This is a genomic window from Micromonospora sp. NPDC000668 (assembly GCF_042897975.1).
Taxonomy (GTDB): Bacteria; Actinomycetota; Actinomycetes; order Mycobacteriales; family Micromonosporaceae; genus Micromonospora.
In genome coordinates this window covers 665,590-687,622 of sequence record NZ_JBIAYP010000004.1, presented here as the reverse complement: position 1 = coordinate 687,622, position 22,033 = coordinate 665,590, and the positions used below count along the sequence as shown (strand labels likewise).

Below are 22,033 nucleotides of genomic sequence, written 5' to 3'. Positions count from 1 at the left end.
CTCTGGGGAACAATGGCCCCGTGACTTCCCCCCGCGACCTTGTCCTGCTCGGGTCCACCGGTTCGATCGGCACGCAGGCCATCGACATCGTCCGGCGCAACCCGGACCGGTTCCGGGTGGTGGCGCTCGGCGCCGGTGGCGGCAACGTCGCGCTGCTCGCCGCGCAGGCCCTGGAGCTCGGCGTCGACGCGGTCGGGGTGGCCAAGGCATCCGCCGCGCAGGACCTCCAGCTCGCGTTCTACGCGGAGGCGAGCAGGCGCGGGTGGGCCACCGGCGACTTCAAGCTTCCCAAGATCGTGGCCGGGCCGGACGCGATGACCGAGCTGGCCCAGTGGCCGTGCGACATCGTGCTCAACGGGGTGGTCGGCTCGCTGGGCCTCGCTCCTACGCTGGCCGCGCTGCGCAGTGGTCGTACTCTCGCCCTGGCCAACAAGGAGTCCCTCGTGGCGGGCGGCCCGCTGGTAAAGGCCGCGGTGGCGCGGCCGGGGCAGATCGTCCCGGTCGACTCGGAGCACTCGGCGCTGGCCCAGTGCCTGCGTTCCGGGTCACGCGGTGAGGTGCGCCGGCTGATCGTCACCGCCAGCGGCGGCCCGTTCCGGGGCCGGGGCCGCGACGAGTTGACGCAGGTCACACCCGAGCAGGCGCTGGCACACCCGACCTGGAACATGGGGCCGGTCGTCACGATCAACTCGGCCACGATGGTCAACAAAGCGCTTGAGGTGATCGAGGCGCACGAGTTGTTCGACGTGCCCTACGCCGACATCACCGTGATGGTGCACCCACAGTCGGTGATCCACTCCATGGTCGAGTTCACCGACGGATCCACGATCGCCCAGGCCAGCCCACCGGACATGCGGCTGCCCATCGCGCTGGGGATCGGCTGGCCGGACCGGGTGCCCGGGGCCGCCGCCGCGGTCGACTGGACGAGCGCGCACACCTGGGAGTTCGCCCCGCTGGACGACGCCGCGTTCCCGGCGGTGGCGCTGGCCAAGGCCGCCGGGGAGGCCGGGCGCTGCCGCCCGGCGATCTACAACGCGGCGAACGAGGAGTGCGTCGAGGCGTTCGTGGCGGGCCGGCTGCCGTTCCTCGGCATCGTCGACACGCTGGAGCGCGTGTTGGAGGACGCTCCCGACTTCGCCGAACCAGGTACCGTCGAGGACGTGCTCGCGGCCGAGTCGTGGGCACGCGCGCACGCGCAGGAGATCATCGCGGGTTCGGTGGAAGGAGCTTGATGTCGTACCTGCTCGGGGTGGTCCTCTTCGCCCTGGCCATTCTCATCTCGGTGAGTCTGCACGAGGCGGGGCACCTGCTCACCGCCAAGGCGTTCGGGATGAAGGTCACCAAGTACTTCGTCGGATTCGGCCCCACCCTCTGGTCGTTCAAGCGGGGCGAGACCGAGTACGGCGTCAAGGGCATCCCGCTCGGCGGTTTCTGCAAGATCGTCGGGATGACCCCGCAGGACGACGATGTGGACCCGGCCGACCAGCCGCGGGCGATGTGGCGCTACCCGGTCTGGAAACGGACGATCGTGATGGCCGCGGGTTCGATCACCCACTTCGCGCTCGCCCTGATCACCATCTGGATCCTCGCCGTCTCCGCCGGCCTGCCCAACCCGGACTTCCCGACCACCGACGCGCAGGCCCGCAATGAGCCGGCGGTCATCCAGCTCAGCCCGTGCGTGGTGCCGGAGAACGCGCTGCGGGCGTGCACGCCCGCCGACGCGGCCAGCCCTGCCGTGCAGGCGCAACTGCGCGACGGTGACCGGATCACCTCGGTCAACGGCACCCCGATCGGCAACTACGGCGACCTGCTCACCACGCTGCGCAATCTCAAGCCGGGGGAGACCGCGCGGATCGAGTACGTCCGTGACGGGCAGCCGGGCAGCACGAGCACCGTGCTCGCGCAGACCCAGCGTCCGCCCCTGGACGACCCGAAGGGCGCCGCCGGGCCGGTGGCCGCCCTCGGCGTCGGCCTCGTCCCCAGCACCCCCACCCGGGTGACGTACGGGCCGGTCGGCGCCTTTGGCGCGACCGCCTCCTTCACCGGCGACCTGGCCGTCGGTACGGCCCAAGCGCTGCAGCGGCTCCCGCAGAAGGTCCCCGCCCTGTGGACCGCCCTCACCGGCGGCGAGCGGGACGTGGACACCCCGATCAGCGTGGTCGGCGCCAGCCGGCTCGGCGGCGAGGCCGTGGAGAACAACGCCTGGCTGGTCTTCTTCATGCTCTTCGTGTCGCTGAACTTCTTCATCGGCGTGTTCAACCTGCTGCCGCTGCTCCCGGTGGATGGCGGCCACATCGCCATCGCCTGGTTCGAACGGGCCCGCTCCTGGATCTACGCGCGGATCGGCCGGGCCGACCCTGGCCGGGTCGACTACCTCAAACTGATGCCCTTCACGTACGTGGTGATCCTGATTGGTGGTGCGTTCACCCTGCTCACCATCGCCGCGGACGTCGTCAACCCGATCACGCTCTTCTCAAGGTGAGTGCCTGAAGTGACCGCAATCAGTCTCGGTATGCCCGCCGTGCCGCCCCCGCCGCTCGCACCACGCCGGGCCAGCCGCCAGATCATGGTCGGCTCGGTCCCGGTCGGTGGCGGTGCGCCGGTGTCCGTGCAGTCGATGACCACCACCCTCACCTCCGACGTCAACGCGACCCTCCAGCAGATCGCCGAGCTGACCGCGTCCGGCTGCCAGATCGTCCGGGTGGCGGTGCCGTCCCAGGACGACGTCGAGGCGCTGCCGGCGATCGCCAAGAAGTCGCAGCTCCCGGTGATCGCCGACATCCACTTCCAGCCCAAGTACGTCTTCGCGGCGATCGACGCGGGCTGCGCGGCGGTCCGGGTCAACCCGGGCAACATCCGCCAGTTCGACGACAAGGTCCGGGAGATCGCCAAGGCGGCCGGTGACGCCGGCGTGCCGATCCGGATCGGCGTCAACGCCGGCTCCCTGGACAAGCGGCTGCTCAGCAAGTACGGCAAGGCCACCGCCGAGGCGCTGGTCGAGTCGGCGCTGTGGGAGTGCTCGCTGTTCGAGGAGCACGGCTTCCGGGACATCAAGATCTCGGTCAAGCACAACGACCCGGTCGTGATGATCCGGGCGTACCGGCAGTTGGCCGAGCAGTGCGACTACCCGCTGCACCTGGGCGTCACCGAGGCCGGCCCGGCCTTCCAGGGCACCATCAAGTCGGCGGTCGCCTTCGGCGCCCTGCTCGCCGAGGGGATCGGCGACACCATCCGGGTGTCACTCTCCGCCCCGCCGGTCGAGGAGATCAAGGTCGGCAACCAGATCCTGGAGTCGCTGGGGTTGCGCGAGCGGGGCCTGGAGATCGTCTCCTGCCCGTCCTGTGGGCGGGCCCAGGTGGACGTCTACAAGCTCGCCGAGGAGGTCACCGCCGGTCTGGAAGGGCTGCCGGTGCCGCTGCGGGTGGCCGTGATGGGCTGCGTCGTCAACGGTCCGGGCGAGGCCCGCGAGGCCGACCTCGGCGTCGCCTCCGGCAACGGCAAGGGCCAGATCTTCGTCAAGGGGCAGGTCGTCAAGACGGTGCCCGAGGCGCAGATCGTGGAGACGCTCATCGAGGAGGCGCTCCGGATCGCCGACGAGATGGGTGCCGAGCTGCCCGAGGAGTTGCGCGGGCTGGTCACCGGCCCGACCGTCACCGTGCACTGATCCGTCCGGCGGCGCTCTCTCGCGCCGACGACGCGTACCGAATAGAGCGGCCGTCTCCCCTTTGGGAAACGGCCGCTCTTTTGGTGTTCCGGGTGGTGCGGCCTCGTGTCACTCGGATTCGGCGAGGATCGCGTACAGCTTGCGCCGGGTCTCGTCGAGCACCTTGGCGGCCCGCTCCCGCTGGTCGTCGGTGCCGTTCATCATCACCTGGCGCAGCGCGCTCATCGCCTGCGTACCGGCGTCACGGATGTCGTGCCAGCTGTTCACCGTGTCCTCGGCGAACTCCGCCCACGGTGGGGTCTGCGCGGCCTCGGTGGCCTCGGCCTGACCGGCCTCGGTGACCGCGAACCGCTTCCGTCCGCCGCCGGACTCCTCCGTGCTGGCGACGATCACCCCCTCGTCCTCCAGCAGTTGGAGGGTGGGGTAGATCGAGCCAGGGCTCGGCCGCCAGGCCCCGCCGGTGCGGGAGTCGATCTCCTGGATCATCTCGTAGCCGTGCATCGGCCGCTCGGTGAGCAGTGCCAGCACCGCGCCCCGGACGTTCGGGCGTCGGCCCCGACCCCGTCCCCGGCCGCGCCCACCCCAGGGACCGCCGGGTCCGCCGTGGCCATGGCCGTGCGGGCCGGGCGGGACCGGCGGGAAGCCGAAGCCGCGCCTCCGAGCCTCGTGCATCGGGTGTTGATCTCGATGGAATCTCATGTCCGTTCCTTCCTTGGACTGTCGCTGATGCATCAACGATATATCGGCAACGCATCGCTGGCAAGTCCCGGCTGCAAACCGTACGTACGTCTTGTTAAGGTGTCGGGCATGCGCCTGCTTCCCCCACCCGGCCCGGCCCGGACACTCACCCTCGGCACCCTGGTCAAGACCGTCGGGCGGGGCCTCTGGCTGGTCGCCAGCGCGCTCTTCCTCACCCGGTCGGTCGGCCTCTCACCGACCCAGGTGGGCGTCGGGCTGACCATCTCGGCGCTGGTCGGCGTACTCGCCAGCGCGCCGAGCGGCTACCTCGCCGACCGCATCGGGCCGCGCGGCGCACAGGTCGGAGGGCTGATCGCCGCCGGCACCCTGACCGCCGGCCTGATCACCGTCCGGTCGTTCGTCGCCTTCCTGGTGGTGGGCGCCGCCACGGCACTCGCCGACGCGGTCGAGCGCGGCGCCCGGGGCGCGCTGATCGCCGGCGTGATCCCCGCCGACCAGCGGGTGCACACCCGCGCCTACCTGAGGGCCACCACCAACGTCGGCATCTCCGTCGGCGCCGTCCTCGGCGGCTTCGCCATCGCCGCCGACACCCGCGCCGGGTACGTCGCGCTGATCCTGACCGCAGCGGCCGCGTCGCTGGCCGCGGCGGTGGTCTTCCTCCGGCTGCCCACCGTCGCGCCGGTCGCCGCCCCGACCCACGGACCCCGGCTGATCGCCCTGCGGGACCGCCCGTTCCTCGCGTTCACCCTGCTCGACGGGCTGATGTCCATGCACTTCAGCCTGCTCACCATCGCCCTGCCGCTGTGGATCGCCGGGCACACCCGGGCACCGGCCTGGATGATCTCCGGGTTGACGCTGGTCAACACTGTGCTGGTGGTGCTCCTCCAGGTACGCGCCGCGCGCAGCGCCGTCACCCTGCCGGGAGCCGCCCGCGCCTCCCGTCGGGCGGGGGTGGCCATCGCGCTGGCCTGCGTACTCTTCGCCGCCAGCGGCTCGCTGCCCACTGCGGCCGCCGTCGCTCTCCTCTGCTGCGGGTCGCTGGCGCACGTGATCGGGGAGCTGTGGCATTCCGCCGCCGGATGGGGGATCTCCTTCGGGCTGGCGCCGGCCAACGCGCAGGGGCAGTACCAGGGGGCATACGGCATGGGGTACGAACTCGGCAAGATGCTCGCCCCGGTCGTCGTGACCAGCCTCGCGCTCGGCTGGGGCGTACCGGGCTGGCTGCTGCTCGGCGGGCTGTTCCTCCTACTTGGTGCCCTGGTGCCCCCAGTCGTCCGGTGGGCCGGCCGCACCCGGCCGACCAGCCTTCCTGCCGAGCCCGTGCCCGTCTGAGGCCGGGCTCGTCACTCGGCCGGCGGGGCGGGGTTCCGATCTGGCAGGCTGGTACACGTGCTGACGGTGCCGGTACGGCAACTGGGAGAATCGGAGCGCCGCGCGGTCGAGCGGCTGCTCGACTTGGACCCCTTCGCGGGCGCGCAGGTCGCCGAGCGCATCGCCGCGCGGGGGCTCTCCTGGTGGCGGGCCGAGGGCAGAATCCTGGGGTATGGCGCACGGCGCAACCTCGAATCACTCTGCTGGCTCGGCGGCAACCTGACCCCCGTACTCGCCACCGAACCAGCCATCTCCGCCTTCGCCGACCTCCTCGCCGGCGAGGAGAGGCTCTGCTCCTCCATCGTCGGCCGGGCGGACGCCGTCCTCGGCCTCTGGGACCGCCTCTCCGACGCCTGGGGCCCGGCCCGGGACGTCCGCCCCAACCAGCCGCTGCTGGCCACCGACACGCTGCCGGCCGTACCGGCCGACCCGGAGGTACGCCAGGTCCGCGCCGGTGAGGTCGACCGGCTCTTTCCGGCATCGGTGGCCATGTACACCGAGGAGGTCGGCGTCTCCCCGCTGGCCGAGGACGCCGGACGCAGCTACCGCCGACGCGTCAACGACCTGGTCCGCGCCGGTCGGGCGTACGCCCGGTTCGTCGACGGCCAGGTCGTGTTCAAGGCCGAGCTGGCCGTGGTTACCAAGCGGACCGCGCAGGTCCAGGGCGTCTGGGTGGCTCCGGAGTGGCGGGGCCGGGGGATGGCAACCGCCGCGATGGCCGCCGTCGTACGCGACGCCCTGCTGCGGGTCGCCCCGACCGTCAGCCTGTACGTCAACGACTTCAACCTGCCAGCGCGCCGGGTCTACGAGCGCTGCGGCTTCCAGCCGATCGGCACCCTCGCCACGGTCCTCTTCTGACCGCCAGTTCCATTTCGTAGGCGGGCCAACTTTCGTGTGCAGGTTGCCTTCCGAGCCGACCCAACCCGGTCCGGCCTGGCTCGGTCCGGCCTGGCTCGGTCCGGCCTGGCTCGGTCCGGCCTGGCTCGGTCCGGCCTGGCTCGGTCCGGCCTGGCTCGGTCCGGTCCGGCTCGGTCCGGTCCGGTCCGGCCTGGCGCGGTCCGGTCCGGGCCGGCCTGGCCTGACCCGGTTCGGCTCGGCCTGGCCTGGTTCGGCTCGGCCTGGCCTGACCCGGTTCGGCTCGGCCTGGCCTGGTTCGGCTCGGCCTGGCCTGGTTCGGCTCCGCCCCGTCCCGCCCGGCTCGGCCTGCCTGGCCCGACTCCGCCCCCGGCCTGCCCTCGGCCCGGCCCGGCCCGGCAGATCTTGGACAGTTTCCGTTAGCGGGTAACGGAAACTGTCCAAGATTCGTCGTGACGTGGAGATGCCGCTGGCCGGCACCCCGGGTTGGGGGTGCCGGCCAGCGGTCGGGTCACGCGGTGGTGCGGTGGTGTTGTGGGTCAGCTGTTCCAGTACTGGCCGACCAGGTCGGTGGCCTGCTTCTCCCACTGGGCGTAGGCGTCCGGGTAGGCCGACACCTGCACCGTCTGCGCGGCGTCGGTCAGCGGCATGTCCTGCCACCCGTCGACCTGCTTCAGGCCCTTGAGGAACGCGGTGGTCGAGTACTCAGGGTCGGTGATCTGCTCCGGCGTGCCCCAACCCGAGCTCGGCCGCTGCTGGAACAGGCCCAGCGAGTCGTGGTCGTTCATGTCGCCGAGGTGGCCGAGGTTCTCCAGCTTCGACTCCTGCAGGCTCGTCGCGATCGAGATGACCGCGGCGCGCTCCGGCAGACCAGCCTTCTTCGTCGCGGCGATGATCGCCTTCACGTTGGCGGTCTGCTCACCGTTCAAGTCGATGCGCGACTGCTCACCCTGCGGCGAGACCGTCTGCACGGCGACGGCGGCGGGCTTGGTGTCGACGGGGGTGGCGGCGTGGGCGGCGATCGGACCGGCGAAGACACCACCGGCGAAGGCCAGACCAGCAACGGACAGCACACTCTTACGCATGATCGTGTTCATGGGGGTAGCTCCTTCACGGGGGTAAACACCCAGCCGACCGGGGGATCGGCGTTACCGGGTGCGAGCACCTCGTCCGGCGCTAACAACAAAGTCTTTTCGGCGGCCTACAAGCGGGGGGCTCGTGGCGCCGGGTGTGTAACGACCGCCGGGCCGACATCATTCCGGGCCTGGCCCATCCGTCGGCACCCGGTGGAGCGGGGCGCTGGGGCGGTCGTTCAGGGGATCTGCAACGACCGGCGGGCCGAGGTCATTCCGGCATTGGCACCGGGTCGAGCGGGTGCCTGGTGCGGTCGTTCAGGGGATCTGCAACGACCGGGCCAGGCCTGGCATTCCAACCCCGGGGGGGTCGGGGCGGCGGGCCGTGGTACTGCGATCGTCAGGGTATATAACGACCCCGGGCCGGCCCCCATTCCGGCCGACGGGTGCAGCCGGTCACACCCCAGAGACCCCCGATAACGGACATTCGATGCCCGGAGCGCCCACCGCTCCCGGCGTCAGCCGGACATTCGACGCACTCGACAACCGCTCCCGTCACAGCCGGACATTCGACGCGCTCGGCCATCGGTCCCACCGTCAGCCGGACATTCGACGCGCGCTCGACCACCGCCCCCGGCGCCAGACGCGGCCGGCTGGCCATGGTCAACTCCAGATCGCCGACATTGGGGCATCCCCGCGGCGGGATACCGCGACATCGCCGACACCGAGTCGATCACCCCGAAACCTCGCGACCCGGCCCGGAGTCGACAACACCGGTGATACCTCACAGGCATATTTATGCCTCACAGGTATCACGCCAACAACAGCGACCGACCGGGAGACGAGGGCTGGGGCTGGGGGCTGGGGCCGCGTTCAGGGCGATCGGGACAGACGGCGACCATCGACGCGACGGTGATCGCCGACAGGTCTGGGGCCCGCCCTGCCCGGCGCGGGGGTCAAGCCTGACCGCCCGGAGAAGGGGTCGCCTGGGTCGAGCGCGAGAAGCGGCGGCGGCGCGCGTACCACGGCAGTCCCACGTCCCACCGCATCCCGCACGGACGTGGCCCGGAAGCCCGCCCACCCGGTCAGTCCCGCACCGGCCGAGCACGGAAACCGGACGGCGTGGATGCCCGATGATGACCGGGACCACAGGTTCCACAGATCGCGAGTTCGGACCGGTTGACTGGACCGGAAGCCCTGCTCAGAGACGGTAAATCGGTTGAGTTGACCGGTTCCGTACCGGCACGCTGGGTTCGCCGCCACCCACGTCCGGAGGGACACCAATGCGCCTGCTCCGTGATCTGTGGGGCACCTCGACACGTCGGATGACGATCGTGGCCGTCCTGATCGTGCTCGGCGCCGCCGGTCAGGCGGGCGCGTCGGCGCTGGCCGGCGCGGTGCTGGTGCACCGCTCGGCCGGCTTCTTCGCCGTGCTGGCTGCGGCGCTGGTCGCCGTGGTGCTCAGCGACCTCGCGGTGAGCCTGCTGATGGCCGGCCTGACCGCCGACTGGTCCGCCGACGTGCGCCGCCGGCTCTGCCGCGTCGCCCTCGGGCAGGACCTGCCCACCCTGGAGACCACCCCGGTGGGCGAGCTGCTCGACCGCATCGACGGGGACGTCTACCAGGTCGCGTCGGCGGTCCGTAACCAGGGCACCCGGCTCGCCCAGGGCCTCTGCGTCGGCCTGTTGTCGATGGTCGTCGCGCTGGTCGTGTGGTGGCCGGCCGGGATCGCGATGCTGCTGCTCACGGTGGTGCTCGCGGTCGGACTGCGCCGACCCACGGCGCGGATCGGTCCGGCCCGGATGGCCGAGGAGGAGGCATGGTCGGACCTGGCCGCCGTGATGGAGGAGGCGGTGCACGGCCAGGACGACGTACGGACCAGCCTGGCCCGGCCGTACGTACTGCGGCTGTACGCCCGGCGGGCCGCTGCCGTGCTGTCCCGGGGCCACCTGGTCTGGGTGTTGTCCGCGCGGGTGGCCACGGCCGCCACCGCGACGATCCGGGCTGGCATCGGCGTGGTGGTGCTCGGCGGGGCCTGGGCGTTGACCACCGACCGGGTCGACGCTGCCCGGCTCACCGCCATCTGGCTGCTCGCCCTGGCCTTCGGGGCCACCGCGGAACACGTCAGCCGGATGGTGCCGGAGATCCAGGAGGCTCTCGGCGCGTGGGCCCGGGTGCAGTTGCTCCAGAAGGCCCGACAGGAGCCCGTCGGCGGGGCCAGCCCGACCGAGGGTGACCTGCGTATCCGCGAGCTGACGTTCGGGTACCAGGTGAGCGGCCCGGAGAGCGGCCGGGGGGCGGCGCTGCGCGGGCTCAGTCTCACCTTCGCGCGCGGGCGCTCGTACGCGCTGATCGGGCGGACCGGTTCGGGCAAGTCGACTCTGGCGAAGGTGCTCACCAGGGCTGTCGACGTGCCGCCGGGAACGGTCTTCCTCGGCGGCACCGACCTGTGCGACCTCGACGTCGAGCAGTTGCGCCGCTGGGTGGCACTGGTGCCGCAGCGCACCGAGATCCTGGCCGGCACGCTCGCCGAGAACGTCGCACTCTTCGACCCGGAGCTGCTCGACGCCGCAGCCCGAGCGCTGAACGAGCTGGGCCTGGCCGGCTGGATCGCCGAACTTCCGGACGGGTTGGCGACCCGGCTGGGGGAGGGCGGGCACGTGCTCTCCGCCGGTCAGGAGCAGTTGGTGGCGTTCGCCCGGATCCTGGTCCGTGACCCGCATGTGGTGATCCTCGACGAGGCCACCGCGCGGCTGGACCCAGTCACCGAGGCGCGGGTGCAGCGGGCCACCGAACGACTGCTGCTCGACCGGATCGGGATCGTCATCGCCCACCGACTCTCCTCGGTGCGCCGTTGCGACGAGGTCGTGGTGCTGGCCGACGGCGCGGTGGTCGAGGCCGGCCCGCTGGAGACGTCGACACGCTTCGCCGAGCTGCTGGCGACCAGTCACGCCGCCGCGTACGCCGCAGCGGCGCCGGCCGGCCGCGCCGGCGCCGGCACCGACCTGCTGGTCGGCCCCGACCCGGCCAACGCTTGGCCGAGCGAGCCGGCGAGCGCACCGACCGAGCCGGTCGGAACGAGCACGCCGGTCGGGCCGGTTGGAACGAGCACGCCGGCCGGGCCGGTTGGGCCGGTCGAGCCGAGTGCGCCGATCGGGCCGGTCGGAACGAGCGCGCCGATTGGGCTGGTCGAGCCGACTGGGCCGGTCGGGCCGACCCGTGCCGACCCGCCGCCACTGCCGCCCGTACCGCCGGCTCGGACGCTGCGGGAGATCTTCCGACTCTGTACCAACGATCCCCGGTACGGGCTGGCCGCGATCGGGCTGTTCCTCGGGCTCAGCCTGCTGGGGCTGGACGGCCCGGTGCTGCCGTGGCTCTGGGCCGACGTGGTCGACGGGACCGGCAACCCGTACCTGCCGGCGGTGGGGATCGCGGCCGGGCTGCTGGTCACCCTGCCGCTGCCGTACTACACCCACGTCTGGTTCCCCCAGTGGTGGGTGCGGCAGATGTTGCGGATCGGCCTGCGCCTGGTGCACGGCCAGACCGGGCCGCGCCGGGTCAGCTCGCACACCCCGGCCGAGGTGGTGGCACAGGGCGGCGACACTGAACGGGTGGTCCAGCTCGCCGACAACGTGCTGGACCAGGCCGTCGCGCTGGTCCTGGTGGTCGCCATGACGGCGGTCACCGGCAGCGTCGTACCGGGGCTGTTCTTCCTCGGCACGATGGTCGTCTCCGGGCTGGCCGCGACGCTGTTCGGGCCGAAGCTCGAGCGTGCCGCCCGGGCGACGGTGGCGGCGCGGGCTGCCTTCGCCACCGCGCTGGTCTCCACGCTCTCCGCGGCGCGGACGGTGAAGCTCGCCGGCGCGACCGCGGCGGTGCTACGTCACCTTGCGGACCTGGATGTGGTGCGCAGCGACCGGCAGCGGCGGGAGATCTCGGTGCAGGTGTGGTCGCGCTCCACGCCGTCGGTCGCCAGCGGGCTGTTGCCGATCGGCGCGTGGGCGCTCTACCTGAACGGCGGACTCTCCGCCGGGGCGGTGCTGGTGGCCGTCTCCACCCTGGGCGCGGCCCGCTGGTTCGCCTGGACGACGGCGTCGTTGATCTCCCAGCTGCCCTCTGCGAGGGTCTGGACCCGACGCACGGTGGCGATGACCGGGGTGAACGCGTACTCCGCGGGGGTGCCCGCGGTCGATCTGGCCGCCGGGACGGCGCCCGCGCCGAGTATGCCGCCCCGGCATCCGCTGCGCCGGCTGGAGCTGCGCGGCTTCGGGGTGGTGCACTCCGACGGCACGGTCGCCGTCCGGGATGTGGACCTGGCCGTGCAGCGCGGGCAGCTGGTGCTGGTCGTCGGGCCGGTCGGCTCGGGCAAGTCGTCGCTGTTGCGGGCGTTGGCCGGGATCGTGCACCACACCGGTGAGCTGTCCTGGAACGGCGACCCGGTCACCGAGCCGGAGTTGTTCCTGCGCCCCAACCAGGTCGGCTACGTCGGCCAGTTGCCCCGGGTGCTCTCCGGCACGGTGGCCGACAACATCGCGCTCGGCCACCAGGTGGACGCGGCCGGGGCGGTCACCACCGCCCAGCTCGACCACGACCTGGCCGCTGCCGGCGGTGGGCTGGGCCTGCTCATCGGGCACAAGGGCACCCGGCTCTCCGGCGGCCAGCTGCAACGGCTGGCGCTGGCCCGGGCGCTGGCGCCGCGTACCGAGCTGCTGGTCGCCGACGACGTGTCGTCGGCGCTGGACGTCACCACCGAGCTGGCGCTGTGGCAGGCGCTGCGCGCGCACGGGGTGACCGTGGTCGGCTCGACCGCGAAGCGCGCCGCGTTGGTCCGCGCCGACCACGTGGTGGTGCTGCTCGGCGGCACGGTGGCAGCCCAGGGGACCTGGCGGGACCTGGAGGGCGACTGGTCGCACCTGGCTGGCTGACGGTGGGGCGGCCGCCCGGCACGGCAGCCGCCCCACCGGCGCAGGTCAGCGGGTGCGGCAGCCGCCCCACCGGCAGGAGTCAGGCGGCGCGGGCGTACTGGGCGGGCCCGGTGTACGTGACGCCGAGCTTGGCGGCGGCGCGGCGTGGCCAGTACGGGTCGCGCAGCAGCTCCCGGCCGAGCAGCACCAGGTCGGCCTCGCCACCGGCGACGATCTGCTCGGCGTGCTCCGGCTCGACGATCAGGCCGACGGCACCGGTCGGTACGCCGGCCTCGCGGCGGATCCGGGCGGCCAGCGGCACCTGGTAGCCAGGGCCCAGCGGGACGCGCGCGTCCGGATGTGCGCCGCCGGAGGAGGCGTCGACGAGGTCCACGCCGGCGCCGGCCAGCTCGGCGGCGAGCACGACGCTGTCCTCGGCCGTCCAGCCGCCCTCGACCCAGTCGGTGGCGGAGATCCGGGTGAGCACCGGCACGGTCTCGCCGACCGTCGCGCGTACCGCGCGGGCCACCTCCAGGGTGAGCCGCATGCGGCCGGCCCGGTCACCACCGTAGGAGTCGGTGCGGTGGTTGGTCAGCGGCGAGAGGAACTCGTGGAGCAGGTAGCCGTGCGCGGCGTGGATCTCCACGGCGGCGAAGCCGGCGTCCAGCGCCCGCCCGGCGGCGGTGGCGAAGGCCTCGACCACGCCGGCGATCCCGGCTGCGTCGAGGGCGGTCGGCACCCGGTAGTTGGCGACGAACGGCTCCGCCCCGGGACCGACCGGCGTCCAGCCGCCCTCGGCGTCCGGCACGCCGCCGCGGGTCTGGGCCCACGGTCGGTAGGTGGAGGCCTTGAATCCGGCGTGCGCGAGCTGCACGGCGGGCACCGCGCCCTGGCCGGCGACGAACGCGGTCACCGGCCGCCACGCGTCGACATGCGCGTCGGACCACAGCCCGGTGTCCTGCGGGCTGATCCGGCCCTCGGGCAGCACGGCGGTCGCTTCGGTCAGCACCAGCCCGACCCCGCCGACCGCGCGCGTGCCGAGGTGGATCAGGTGCCAGTCGGTGGGCAGACCGTCCGGGCCGGCGGAGTACTGGCACATCGGCGCCATGGCGATCCGGTTGGGCAGCGTCACCGCGCGCAGGGTCAGCGGCGTGAACAGGGAGCTCATCTCGTCATCCTCTCAAGAACCGACGACGGGCCCCTCGGATGAGAGGCCCGTCGCTGGTGGTGCGAACTGGTCAGGCGGGGACGGGGCTGAGCTCGTCCTGCCGGTCGGGCCGGGTGTCCGCGACCGGCTCCGGGTCGGTCAGGTCCCGCCGGCCGGCGGATTCGTACGCGGCCCGGTCGAGGGTGCCCTCGCGGGCGGCGACGATGGTCGGCACCAGGGCCTGCCCGGCCACGTTGGTGGCGGTCCGGATCATGTCGAGGATCGGGTCGATGGCCAGCAGCAGGCCGGCGCCGGCCAGCGGCAGGCCCAGCGTGCTCAGGGTGAGGGTGAGCATCACGATCGCGCCGGTCAGGCCGGCGGTGGCCGCCGAGCCGACCACCGAGACGAAGGCGATCAGCAGGTAGTCGGTGATGCCGAGGTCCACGCCGAACACCTGGGCCACGAAGATCGCGGCGAGTGCCGGGTAGATCGCGGCGCAGCCGTCCATCTTCGTGGTGGCGCCGAACGGCACCGCGAACGAGGCGTACTCGCGGGGCACGCCGAGCCGCTCGACGGAGCGCTGGGTCACCGGCATGGTGCCCACCGAGGAGCGGGACACGAAGGCCAGCTCGATCGCCGGCCAGGCGCCGGCGAAGAAGCGCAGCGGGTTGAGCCGGCCGGCGAGGATCAGCACCAGCGGGTAGACCACGAACAGCACGATGGCGCAGCCGACGTAGACGGCGGTGGTGAACTTGGCCAGCGGGGCCAGCAGGTCCCAGCCGTACGAGGCGACGGCGTTGCCGATCAGGCCGAGGGTGCCGATCGGGGCGAGTCGGATGACCCACCAGAGCGCCTTCTGGACGATCTCCAACAGCGAGCGGTTCAGCGCCACGAACGGCTCGGCGGCCTCGCCGACCAGCAGCGCCGCCGCACCGACCACGAGGGCGAGGAAGACGATCTGCAGGACGTTGCCCTCGACGAATGCGCCGATCGGGTTGGTGGGCACGATGCCGGTGAGGAAGTCGGTCCAGGAGCCGGTGTTCTTCGGCGGTGCCGCGCCACCCAGGTCGAGGGTCACGCCCTTGCCCGGGTTGGTGAGCAGGCCGAGGCCGATGCCGATGCCCACCGCGATCAGCGCGGTGATGCCGAACCACAGCAGGGTCTTCAACGCGAGCCGGGCGGCGTTGGCCACGCCGCGCAGGCTGACCACGCTGACCACGATGGCGGTGAAGACCAGGGGCGGCACGGCCAGCTTGAGCAGCTGGATGAAGAGGCCGCCGACGGTGTGCAGGGTGCTGGTCAGCCAGCTCAGGTCGTTGGTGCGGGCCAGGAAGCCGAGCGCCACGCCGAGCACGAGGCCGAGCAGGATCTGCACGGAGAAGGGAATTTTGCGCAGGCCGAAAGGCATGTGGGTCTGTCCAATTGTCTGGTCCGGGCGGGGTAGGCGGGAGAGTGCGGCTACGCCGGACAGACGCCGCTGGCCTGCAGTCGGAGATCGACGTACAGGCGGACGGTGAGGCCCCAGACATTGGTCATCGCCGACCAACGTTACGCCGGTCCTTCTCCTGGGTGGAAGGACCGTTGATCGTGAGGCTCCTTACAGTCGCCGCCGATGCGTGCTCAGCGGCGGGCCAGGGCCAGCACGGTGGCGGTGGCCAGGCCCCACAGCACCGCGAGCGCCAGGATCAGCCGTTCCAGCACGCCCACCACCTCGCCCCGACCGACGAGGAGCATGGCCAGCCCCACCGTGGCGCAGAGCGGCAGGGCCAGCGCGGCCGCCCCGCCGGCCAGCCAACGTACCGCCCGGCCGGCCGGGCCGGCCAGGGCGAGCGCGACCATCGCGAGGACCACCGCCGCGGTCGCCGCGATGCTCGCTCCGCCATGCACCAGGTCCGCCACCGTGGCTCGCTCGAACGGCGGCAGCGGACAGCCGGCGGAGCAGGTCACCGCCCCGGACACGGCGGTGCACACGGCACTGACGGCGAGCAGTGCCGGTGCCGCCCGCGCCCCGGCGAGGAGCGCCGGCGCCGCCCGCACCCAGGGGGGCAGTGCTGGCGCGGCCCGCACCTCGGCAGGCAGCGCGGCGGCGAGCAGCAGGAGCGCGCCGGCCAGTGCGAGGACCCCGATCCGGTACGTCGCGGCGTGGCCGCTGCCGGCGATGCCCGCCTCGCTGACGTACCCGGTGAGCCCCGGACCGGGACCGGCGACCACGGCGACCGTCACCGCGACCGCGCCGGCCAGCGCGCAGCCGGCGGCGGCCGACGCGGCGACCCGGCGCGCGACGTCCGCGTGGACGGCGGGCGCGGTCGTGGTGCCGGGCCGACCCGGCTCAGCCACGCCCGTGCGGCGTGGTCCAGCCGGACTGGTCGGGCCCGAGCGGCACGATGGCGCTCGGGTTGATCTCCCGGTGGGTGCCGTAGTAGTGCCGCTTGATGTGGTCGAAGTCCACCGTCTCGCCGAAGCCCGGGGTCTGGAACAAGTCCCGGGCGTACGCCCAGAGCACCGGCATTTCGGTCAACTTGTGCCGGTTGCACTTGAAGTGTCCGTGGTACGCGGTGTCGAAGCGGACCAGCGTGGTGAACAGCCGCACATCGGCCTCGGTGATCGCGTCGCCCATCAGGTAGCGCTGCCCGGCCAGCCGCTCGGAGAGCGCGTCCAGCCGGGCGAACAGCGCCTGGAACGCCTCGTCGTACGCCTCCTGGGAGGTGGCGAACCCGCACCGGTACACGCCGTTGTTGACGTCGGTGTGGATCTCGGCCATCAGCGCGTTCATCTCGGGGCGCAGCTCGATCGGGTACAGGTCCGGCGCGTCCGGGGCGTGCAACCGCCGCCACTCGGTGGAGAAGTCGAGGGTGAGCTGCGGGTAGTCGTTGGTGACCACCCGGCCGGTCAGCGTGTCGACCAGCGCCGGCACGGTCACCCGGCCGGTGTAGTCCGGGTCGGTGGCCAGGTACGCCTCGGAGAGGAAGCTGACGCCGAGGACCGGGTCGAAGCCGTCCGGGTCGAGGGCGAACGCCCAGCCCCGCTCGTCCCGGATCGGGTCGACGGTGCCCAGCGAGATCGCGTCGTCCAGCCCGAGCAGACCGCGCACGATCCGGGCGCGGTGCGCCCACGGGCAGGCGCGGCACCAGATCAGCCGGTAGCGGCCAGCCTCCAGCGGCCAGCGGTCCTGCTCGTCGGGGCCGCCGCCGGGCGGGGAGGTCGAGTCCGGGGTGACCCGGCCAGTGAACCGGTTGGGTTGACGGACGAACGCGCCACCGCCGCTGGTCTCTGCGCTGAACTGGGCCCGGGCCATGCCGTCAACCTATCCGGTGTCGGCGCGGATATCCTGGCGCTCGGTAGCCCGCAAGACCCCAGCGGGTGCCTCCACCCCCGCCGTCTCCACCCCCGAAGGACTCGCGATGACCGTGGCATACCTGGTGGCCGGTGTCCGTACCCCGATCGGCCGGTACGCCGGCGCGCTGGCCGGCGTCCGCCCCGACGACCTGGCCGCGCACGTGATCCGCGAGTTGGTCGCCCGCCACCCGTCGGTGGACTGGGCCCGGGTGGACGACGTCGTGCTCGGCTGCGCCAACCAGGCCGGCGAGGACAACCGCAACGTGGCCCGGATGGCGGCGCTGCTGGCCGGCCTGCCCGAGCAGGTACCGGGCAGCACGGTCAACCGGCTCTGCGGCTCCGGGCTGGACGCCCTCGCCACCGCCGCCCGGTCCATCGTGGCCGGGGAGGCGGAGCTGGTGGTCGCGGGCGGGGTGGAGAGCATGAGCCGGGCGCCGTTCGTCATGCCGAAGGCGACCTCGGCGTACTCCCGCTCGGCGGAGGTGTACGACACCACCCTGGGCTGGCGGCTGGTCAACCCGCTGATGCGGGACGGCTGGGGGGTCGACTCGATGCCGGAGACGGCGGAGAACGTGGCCGCCGAGTACGGCGTCGGCCGGGCCGAGCAGGACGCGTTCGCGTACCGCTCGCAGCAGCGCGCCGCCAAGGCGCAGGCCGACGGCCGGTTCGCCGAGGAGATCGTGCCGGTCTCCGTGCCGGCCGGCCGGCGGGAGACCCGGCTGGTCGAGGTCGATGAGCACCCCCGCGAGACCTCGCTGGAGAAGCTGGCCGCGTTGCCCACCCCGTTCCGGGAGGGCGGCACGGTGACCGCCGGTAACTCGTCGGGCGTCAACGACGGCGCGGTCGCGCTGCTGGTGGCCAGTGAGGCCGCGGTGGCCCGCTACGGCCTCACCCCGCTGGCCCGCATCGGTGGTGCGGCGGCGGCCGGCGTGCCGCCCCGGATCATGGGGATCGGGCCGGTGCCGGCCACCCGCAAGCTGCTCGACCGGGTCGGCGTCGAGCTGGGCGCGGTGGACGTGATCGAGCTGAACGAGGCGTTCGCCGCGCAGTCGGTGGCGGTGCTGCGCGAGCTGGGGCTGCCGGTGGACGCCGAGCACGTCAACCCGAACGGCGGCGCCATCGCGCTGGGGCACCCGTTGGGTGCCAGCGGGGCCCGGCTGGCGTTGACCGCCGCGCTGGAGCTGCGCCGTCGCGGTGGCCGCCGGGCACTGGCCACCATGTGCATCGGGGTCGGGCAGGGCATCTCGCTGCTGCTGGAGTCGGCCGCCTGAGCGCGGAAAGAGCGTGAAGGGATCTCCCGAACGCGGGAGTCAGCGGCCTAGAGTGGTCCACACCACACGACCCGTGGGTCGGCCGGGGGGCGCGGGCACGCCGACGCCGGTGCCGTCCCGCGCCGCGGCGATGAACTGGGGAGCACGCTGATGCCGGACGGACTGCCGACCGAGATCGATCTGACCAGGCCGAGCGCGGCCCGGGTGTACGACTATTTCCTGGGCGGGGCGCACAACTTCGAGATCGATCGGCAGTTGGCCGAGCAGATCGCCAGCATGACCCCGAACCTCGCCGCCACCATGCGCTCCGGCCGGGAGTTCCTGCGCCGTGCCGTCCGGGCGTTGCTCGATGCCGGCATCGACCAGTTCCTCGACATCGGCTCCGGAATTCCCACCGTGGGCAACGTGCACGAGGTGGCCCAGGGGGCGAACCCCAAGGCCCGCGTGGTCTACGTCGACATCGACCCGGTGGCCGTCGCGCACAGCCGGGAACTGCTCGCCGGCAACGAGCTGACCGGGGTGATCCACTCCGACCTGCGGGAGCCAGAGCGGATCCTCGCCGAGACCCGGCAGCTCGGGCTGATCGACTTCAGTCGACCGATGGGCATCCTGCTGGCCGGGGTGGTGCACTTCATCCCGGACGCCGACCGGCCCGAGGACATCCTGGCCACCCTGCGGGCCGCCGCCGCGCCCGGCAGCTTCCTGGTCATCTCGCACTCCACCTTTGAGGACCAACCGCAGGAGATGCTGGACGCCCAGCGGCTCTCCGCGCGGACGGACACCGAGATCACGTTGCGGTCCCGCGCGCAGGTCACCGGCTTCTTCGGCGACTGGACGGTCCTCGAACCGGGCGTGGTGCACATGCCGCTGTGGCGCCCCGACTCACCGTCGGATGTGGACGAGCACCCGGAGCGGTTCGGCGCCTTCGGGGCGGTCGCCCGGTACGACCAGCCCGCCGGCTGATCCGGTGGCCGCCGTCCCGGATCCCGTCGGGGTCGACGTCGGCCGTGCCGATGCCCAGGGCTACGCCGCCGACTGGGCCCGCGCGGTACGCCGCCTCGGTTTCGTGCCGCTCAGCGCGGCCGAGACCGAGCGGCTGCTGCTGGTGCACACGGTTCGGATGGCCCAGGCGGTGCTGGCCGAGCCGTTCTCCGCCCGGCCCGCCGAGGAGATCGGGCGGGCACTGGTGGAGGCGCACCTCACCGAGCCTGGCGCCCTCGAGTGGTCGTTGCGCGCCCTCGGTGACGACTTTCCCCGCCGTGTGCTGGCCGCCGACGACCGGCCGGTGGATCTGACCGAACGGATCGCGGCGATGCAGGGCGGGCTGGCCGCCGGGTTCGCCCGGGCGCTGCGCGACCGCACCTTCACCCAGCAGGAGCGGATCGCCCGGTCGGCCTGGCAGGCGCGTGACGAGGTGGAGCAGGCGCTGCGCGACAGCGAGGCGCGGTTCCGGGCGGTCTTCACCGGCGCCGCGATCGGGATCGGCATCGCCGGCGTGGACGGCCAGATCATCGACGTCAACCAGGCGTTCGCCGACATGCTCGGCTATTCGGCCGAGGAGCTACGCGAGATCAACGTGGCGGCGCTGTTCCACGCGGACGACGCCGTCGGGATGTGGGAGCTGTACCAGGAGCTGATCGAGGGCAAGCAGGACTCGGTGCGGGTGGAGAAGCGCTACCACCGCAAGGACGGCAGCGTGGTCTGGACGGATCTGGCCGTCTCGCTGATCCGGTACGACGACGGCCGGCCCCGGTTCACCGTCGCGATGATCGAGGACATCACCCAGCGGTACGAGCTCCAGCAGCGGCTGCGCTTCCAGGCGTTGCACGACCCACTGACCGGGCTGCCCAACCGGACGCTGTTCTTCGAGACGTTGGGCAGGTTCCTCGACACCGCCCGGCCCGGGCAGCGGATCGGCGTGTGCTTCCTCGACCTGGACGGCTTCAAGGCGATCAACGACAGCCTCGGCCACGACTTCGGTGACCGGCTGTTGGTGATGATCGGCCGGCGGCTGGCCGAGTGCGTTGCCGACCACGGCCACCTGGTCGCCCGGATGGGCGGCGACGAGTTCGTCATCCTGGTCGACGGCGGAGACGACATCGACGACGCGGTGGCCGTGGCGGAGGCCGCGTTGGCCGCCGTCGCCGCCCCCGTGCACGTCGACGACCAGCAGCTGGCCGTCTCAGCCAGCGTGGGCATCGTGGAGTGCCCGGCCGGGGAGACCACCGCCTCGGAGCTGATGAAGGCCGCGGACACCACGCTCTACTGGGCCAAGGCGGCGGGCCGGGGCCGGTGGGCGGTCTACGACCCGGAGCGCAGCGCCCGGGACCTCGCCCGGTCGGCGCTGGTCGCCGGGCTGCCGGCGGCACTGGACCGGGGCGAGTTCGTGCTGCACTACCAGCCGATCGTGTCGCTGCTGGAGGGCAGCATGCTCGCGGTGGAGGCGCTGGTCCGCTGGCAGCACCCGGAGCTGGGTCTGATCGGGCCGGACCGGTTCATCGGCCTGGCCGAGGAGACCGGCCTCATCGTGCGGCTCGGTGAGTGGGTGCTGCGGCGGGCCTGCCGCGACGCCGAGCGGTGGCGGCGGGAGTTCCCCGACGCCCGGCTGGTGGTCAGCGTCAACCTGGCCGCCCGACAGGCCGACGACCCGGCGATCGTGGAGACCGTGGCCGACGTGCTGCGCACCAGCGGGTTGCCGGCGGAGCTGCTCCAGTTGGAGCTGACCGAGAGCGCCGTGATGGGCAGCGCCGGTGAACCGCTGCGCAGCCTGCACCGGCTCGCCGCGCTGGGCATCCGGCTGGCGGTGGACGATTTCGGCACCGGGTACTCCAACCTGGCGTACCTGCGACGGTTGCCGATCCACTGTCTGAAGCTGGCCGGGCCGTTCGTCGAGGGCATCCGCGCCGACGGAACGGACATCGCGGCCGACCACCGCGACGAGCGGATCGTCGACGCGCTGGTCCGGCTGGCGCACGCGCTGGAGCTGTGGGTCACCGCCGAGGCAGTGGAGACCGGGGTGCAGGCGGAACGGCTGCGGGCACTGCGCTGTGACACCGGGCAGGGGCGGTACTTCGGCGCGCCGGCCCCGGCCGAGGCGATCACCGCCCGGCTGGGCGGCGGGGCGGCGGCGTGAGCCGGGGACCCGTCCGTCGGTGGCGACGGAAGAGGGCGGCGTGAGCCTCACGGACTCGCAGACGGTGGTGACGGTGGTGGCCGCGCTCGCCATCGTGGCCGGGCTGGCCGGCGTGGTGGTTCCCGGCCTGCCGGCGCTGCCGCTGTGCTGGGGTGGGGTGCTGGTCTGGGCGATCTTCGGCGGCGCCGGCATGGGTGGCTGGGCGGTGTTCGCCATCGCCACGGTGGTCGCCGCGGCCGGAGTCGTGATCAAGTACGCGTGGCCCGGACGGAACCTGAAACGCACCGGTGTGCCGACGTCCACGCTGCTCGCCGGTGGGGTGCTCGGCATCGTCGGGTTCTTCGTGGTGCCGGTCGTGGGGCTGGTGCTCGGCTTCGTCGCCGGGGTGTGGGCGGCGGAGCGACTGCGGCTCGGTGACTCCAGACTGGCCTGGCCGTCCACCAAGCAGGCGGTCAAGGCCGCTGGTCTGTCGATGCTGGTCGAGTTCGCCGCCGGCCTGGTTATCGCCGCGCTCTGGCTGGCCGGCCTGCTACTGACGTGACCCGCGGCCCTCGGTCGGACGAGCTCGGGGCCGTGCGGC

Annotated in this window: 16 protein-coding genes; 10 read left to right on the top strand and 6 right to left on the bottom strand. The window is 72.7% G+C overall.

Translation table 11 applies throughout. The features are described from left to right. Window positions 1–20 precede the first annotated feature (20 nt). Genes dxr through ispG form a run of 3 tightly spaced genes read left to right on the top strand, consistent with a single transcriptional unit; the run spans window position 21 to window position 3,664 of the window. On the top strand, window positions 21–1,232 hold the full coding sequence (gene dxr, locus ACFY29_RS23945) for a 1-deoxy-D-xylulose-5-phosphate reductoisomerase (RefSeq protein ID WP_386989730.1): 1,212 nt from the start codon (window positions 21–23) through the stop codon (window positions 1,230–1,232). Next, entirely contained in the window at window positions 1,232–2,482 is a 1,251-nt protein-coding gene (locus tag ACFY29_RS23940; protein WP_386989728.1) for a M50 family metallopeptidase, read from the top strand. The genes dxr and ACFY29_RS23940 overlap by 1 nt, the downstream gene beginning before the upstream one ends. A 9-nt stretch (window positions 2,483–2,491) precedes the next feature. Further along, complete coding sequence (ispG, locus tag ACFY29_RS23935; protein WP_328424594.1) at window positions 2,492–3,664, top strand: flavodoxin-dependent (E)-4-hydroxy-3-methylbut-2-enyl-diphosphate synthase; 1,173 nt, start codon at window positions 2,492–2,494, stop codon at window positions 3,662–3,664. A 108-nt stretch (window positions 3,665–3,772) separates the two neighbouring features. Here ispG and ACFY29_RS23930 read toward each other — a convergent pair whose 3' ends face one another. Beyond that, window positions 3,773–4,363: a PadR family transcriptional regulator gene (locus tag ACFY29_RS23930; RefSeq protein WP_386989726.1), complete on the bottom strand. Its 591-nt coding sequence runs from the start codon at window positions 4,361–4,363 to the stop codon at window positions 3,773–3,775. Between the two features lie 108 nt (window positions 4,364–4,471). Here ACFY29_RS23930 and ACFY29_RS23925 point away from each other — a divergent pair, with 108 nt between their 5' ends. After that, on the top strand, window positions 4,472–5,695 hold the full coding sequence (locus ACFY29_RS23925; RefSeq protein ID WP_355614636.1) for an MFS transporter: 1,224 nt from the start codon (window positions 4,472–4,474) through the stop codon (window positions 5,693–5,695). A 57-nt stretch (window positions 5,696–5,752) separates the two neighbouring features. Then, entirely contained in the window at window positions 5,753–6,592 is an 840-nt protein-coding gene (locus tag ACFY29_RS23920) for a GNAT family N-acetyltransferase (RefSeq protein WP_386989724.1), read from the top strand. Between the two features lie 536 nt (window positions 6,593–7,128). Here the strand turns inward: ACFY29_RS23920 and ACFY29_RS23915 are convergent. After that, complete coding sequence (locus tag ACFY29_RS23915) at window positions 7,129–7,686, bottom strand: hypothetical protein (protein WP_386989722.1); 558 nt, start codon at window positions 7,684–7,686, stop codon at window positions 7,129–7,131. A gap of 1,259 nt (window positions 7,687–8,945) precedes the next feature. On the opposite strand from ACFY29_RS23915, the gene ACFY29_RS23910 reads away from it, so the two are divergent. Next, entirely contained in the window at window positions 8,946–12,587 is a 3,642-nt protein-coding gene (locus tag ACFY29_RS23910) for an ATP-binding cassette domain-containing protein (RefSeq protein WP_386989720.1), read from the top strand. A 79-nt stretch (window positions 12,588–12,666) separates the two neighbouring features. Here ACFY29_RS23910 and ACFY29_RS23905 read toward each other — a convergent pair whose 3' ends face one another. The 4 genes from ACFY29_RS23905 to ACFY29_RS23890 form a co-directional block, all read right to left on the bottom strand. Continuing rightward, window positions 12,667–13,734 carry an NADH:flavin oxidoreductase/NADH oxidase gene (locus ACFY29_RS23905; RefSeq protein ID WP_355611046.1) on the bottom strand — a complete coding sequence of 356 codons (1,068 nt, stop codon included), beginning with the start codon at window positions 13,732–13,734 and terminating at the stop codon, window positions 12,667–12,669. A 70-nt stretch (window positions 13,735–13,804) separates the two neighbouring features. Beyond that, the gene (locus ACFY29_RS23900; protein ID WP_386989936.1) at window positions 13,805–15,109 is read right to left on the bottom strand and encodes a dicarboxylate/amino acid:cation symporter; all 1,305 of its coding nucleotides are present in this window, start codon (window positions 15,107–15,109) and stop codon (window positions 13,805–13,807) included. A gap of 224 nt (window positions 15,110–15,333) precedes the next feature. After that, entirely contained in the window at window positions 15,334–16,050 is a 717-nt protein-coding gene (locus ACFY29_RS23895; RefSeq protein ID WP_386989717.1) for a DUF998 domain-containing protein, read from the bottom strand. Further along, window positions 16,043–17,008, bottom strand: a complete 966-nt coding sequence (locus ACFY29_RS23890; protein WP_386989715.1) for a glutathione S-transferase family protein — start codon at window positions 17,006–17,008, stop codon at window positions 16,043–16,045. Before ACFY29_RS23890 ends, ACFY29_RS23895 begins: the two co-directional genes overlap by 8 nt. Window positions 17,009–17,114: 106 nt before the next feature. Here ACFY29_RS23890 and pcaF point away from each other — a divergent pair, with 106 nt between their 5' ends. The 4 genes from pcaF (at window position 17,115) to ACFY29_RS23870 (ending at window position 21,994) form a co-directional block, all read left to right on the top strand. Then, window positions 17,115–18,320: a 3-oxoadipyl-CoA thiolase gene (gene pcaF / locus ACFY29_RS23885; RefSeq protein WP_386989713.1), complete on the top strand. Its 1,206-nt coding sequence runs from the start codon at window positions 17,115–17,117 to the stop codon at window positions 18,318–18,320. Window positions 18,321–18,470: 150 nt separating this feature from the next. Next, window positions 18,471–19,283, top strand: a complete 813-nt coding sequence (locus tag ACFY29_RS23880; protein ID WP_328424609.1) for an SAM-dependent methyltransferase — start codon at window positions 18,471–18,473, stop codon at window positions 19,281–19,283. Window positions 19,284–19,287: 4 nt separating this feature from the next. Beyond that, entirely contained in the window at window positions 19,288–21,453 is a 2,166-nt protein-coding gene (locus ACFY29_RS23875; protein WP_386989711.1) for a putative bifunctional diguanylate cyclase/phosphodiesterase, read from the top strand. A gap of 40 nt (window positions 21,454–21,493) precedes the next feature. Next, window positions 21,494–21,994 (top strand): DUF456 domain-containing protein, encoded by a 501-nt coding sequence (locus ACFY29_RS23870; RefSeq protein WP_386989708.1) that lies wholly within the window; start codon window positions 21,494–21,496, stop codon window positions 21,992–21,994. Window positions 21,995–22,033 lie beyond the last annotated feature (39 nt).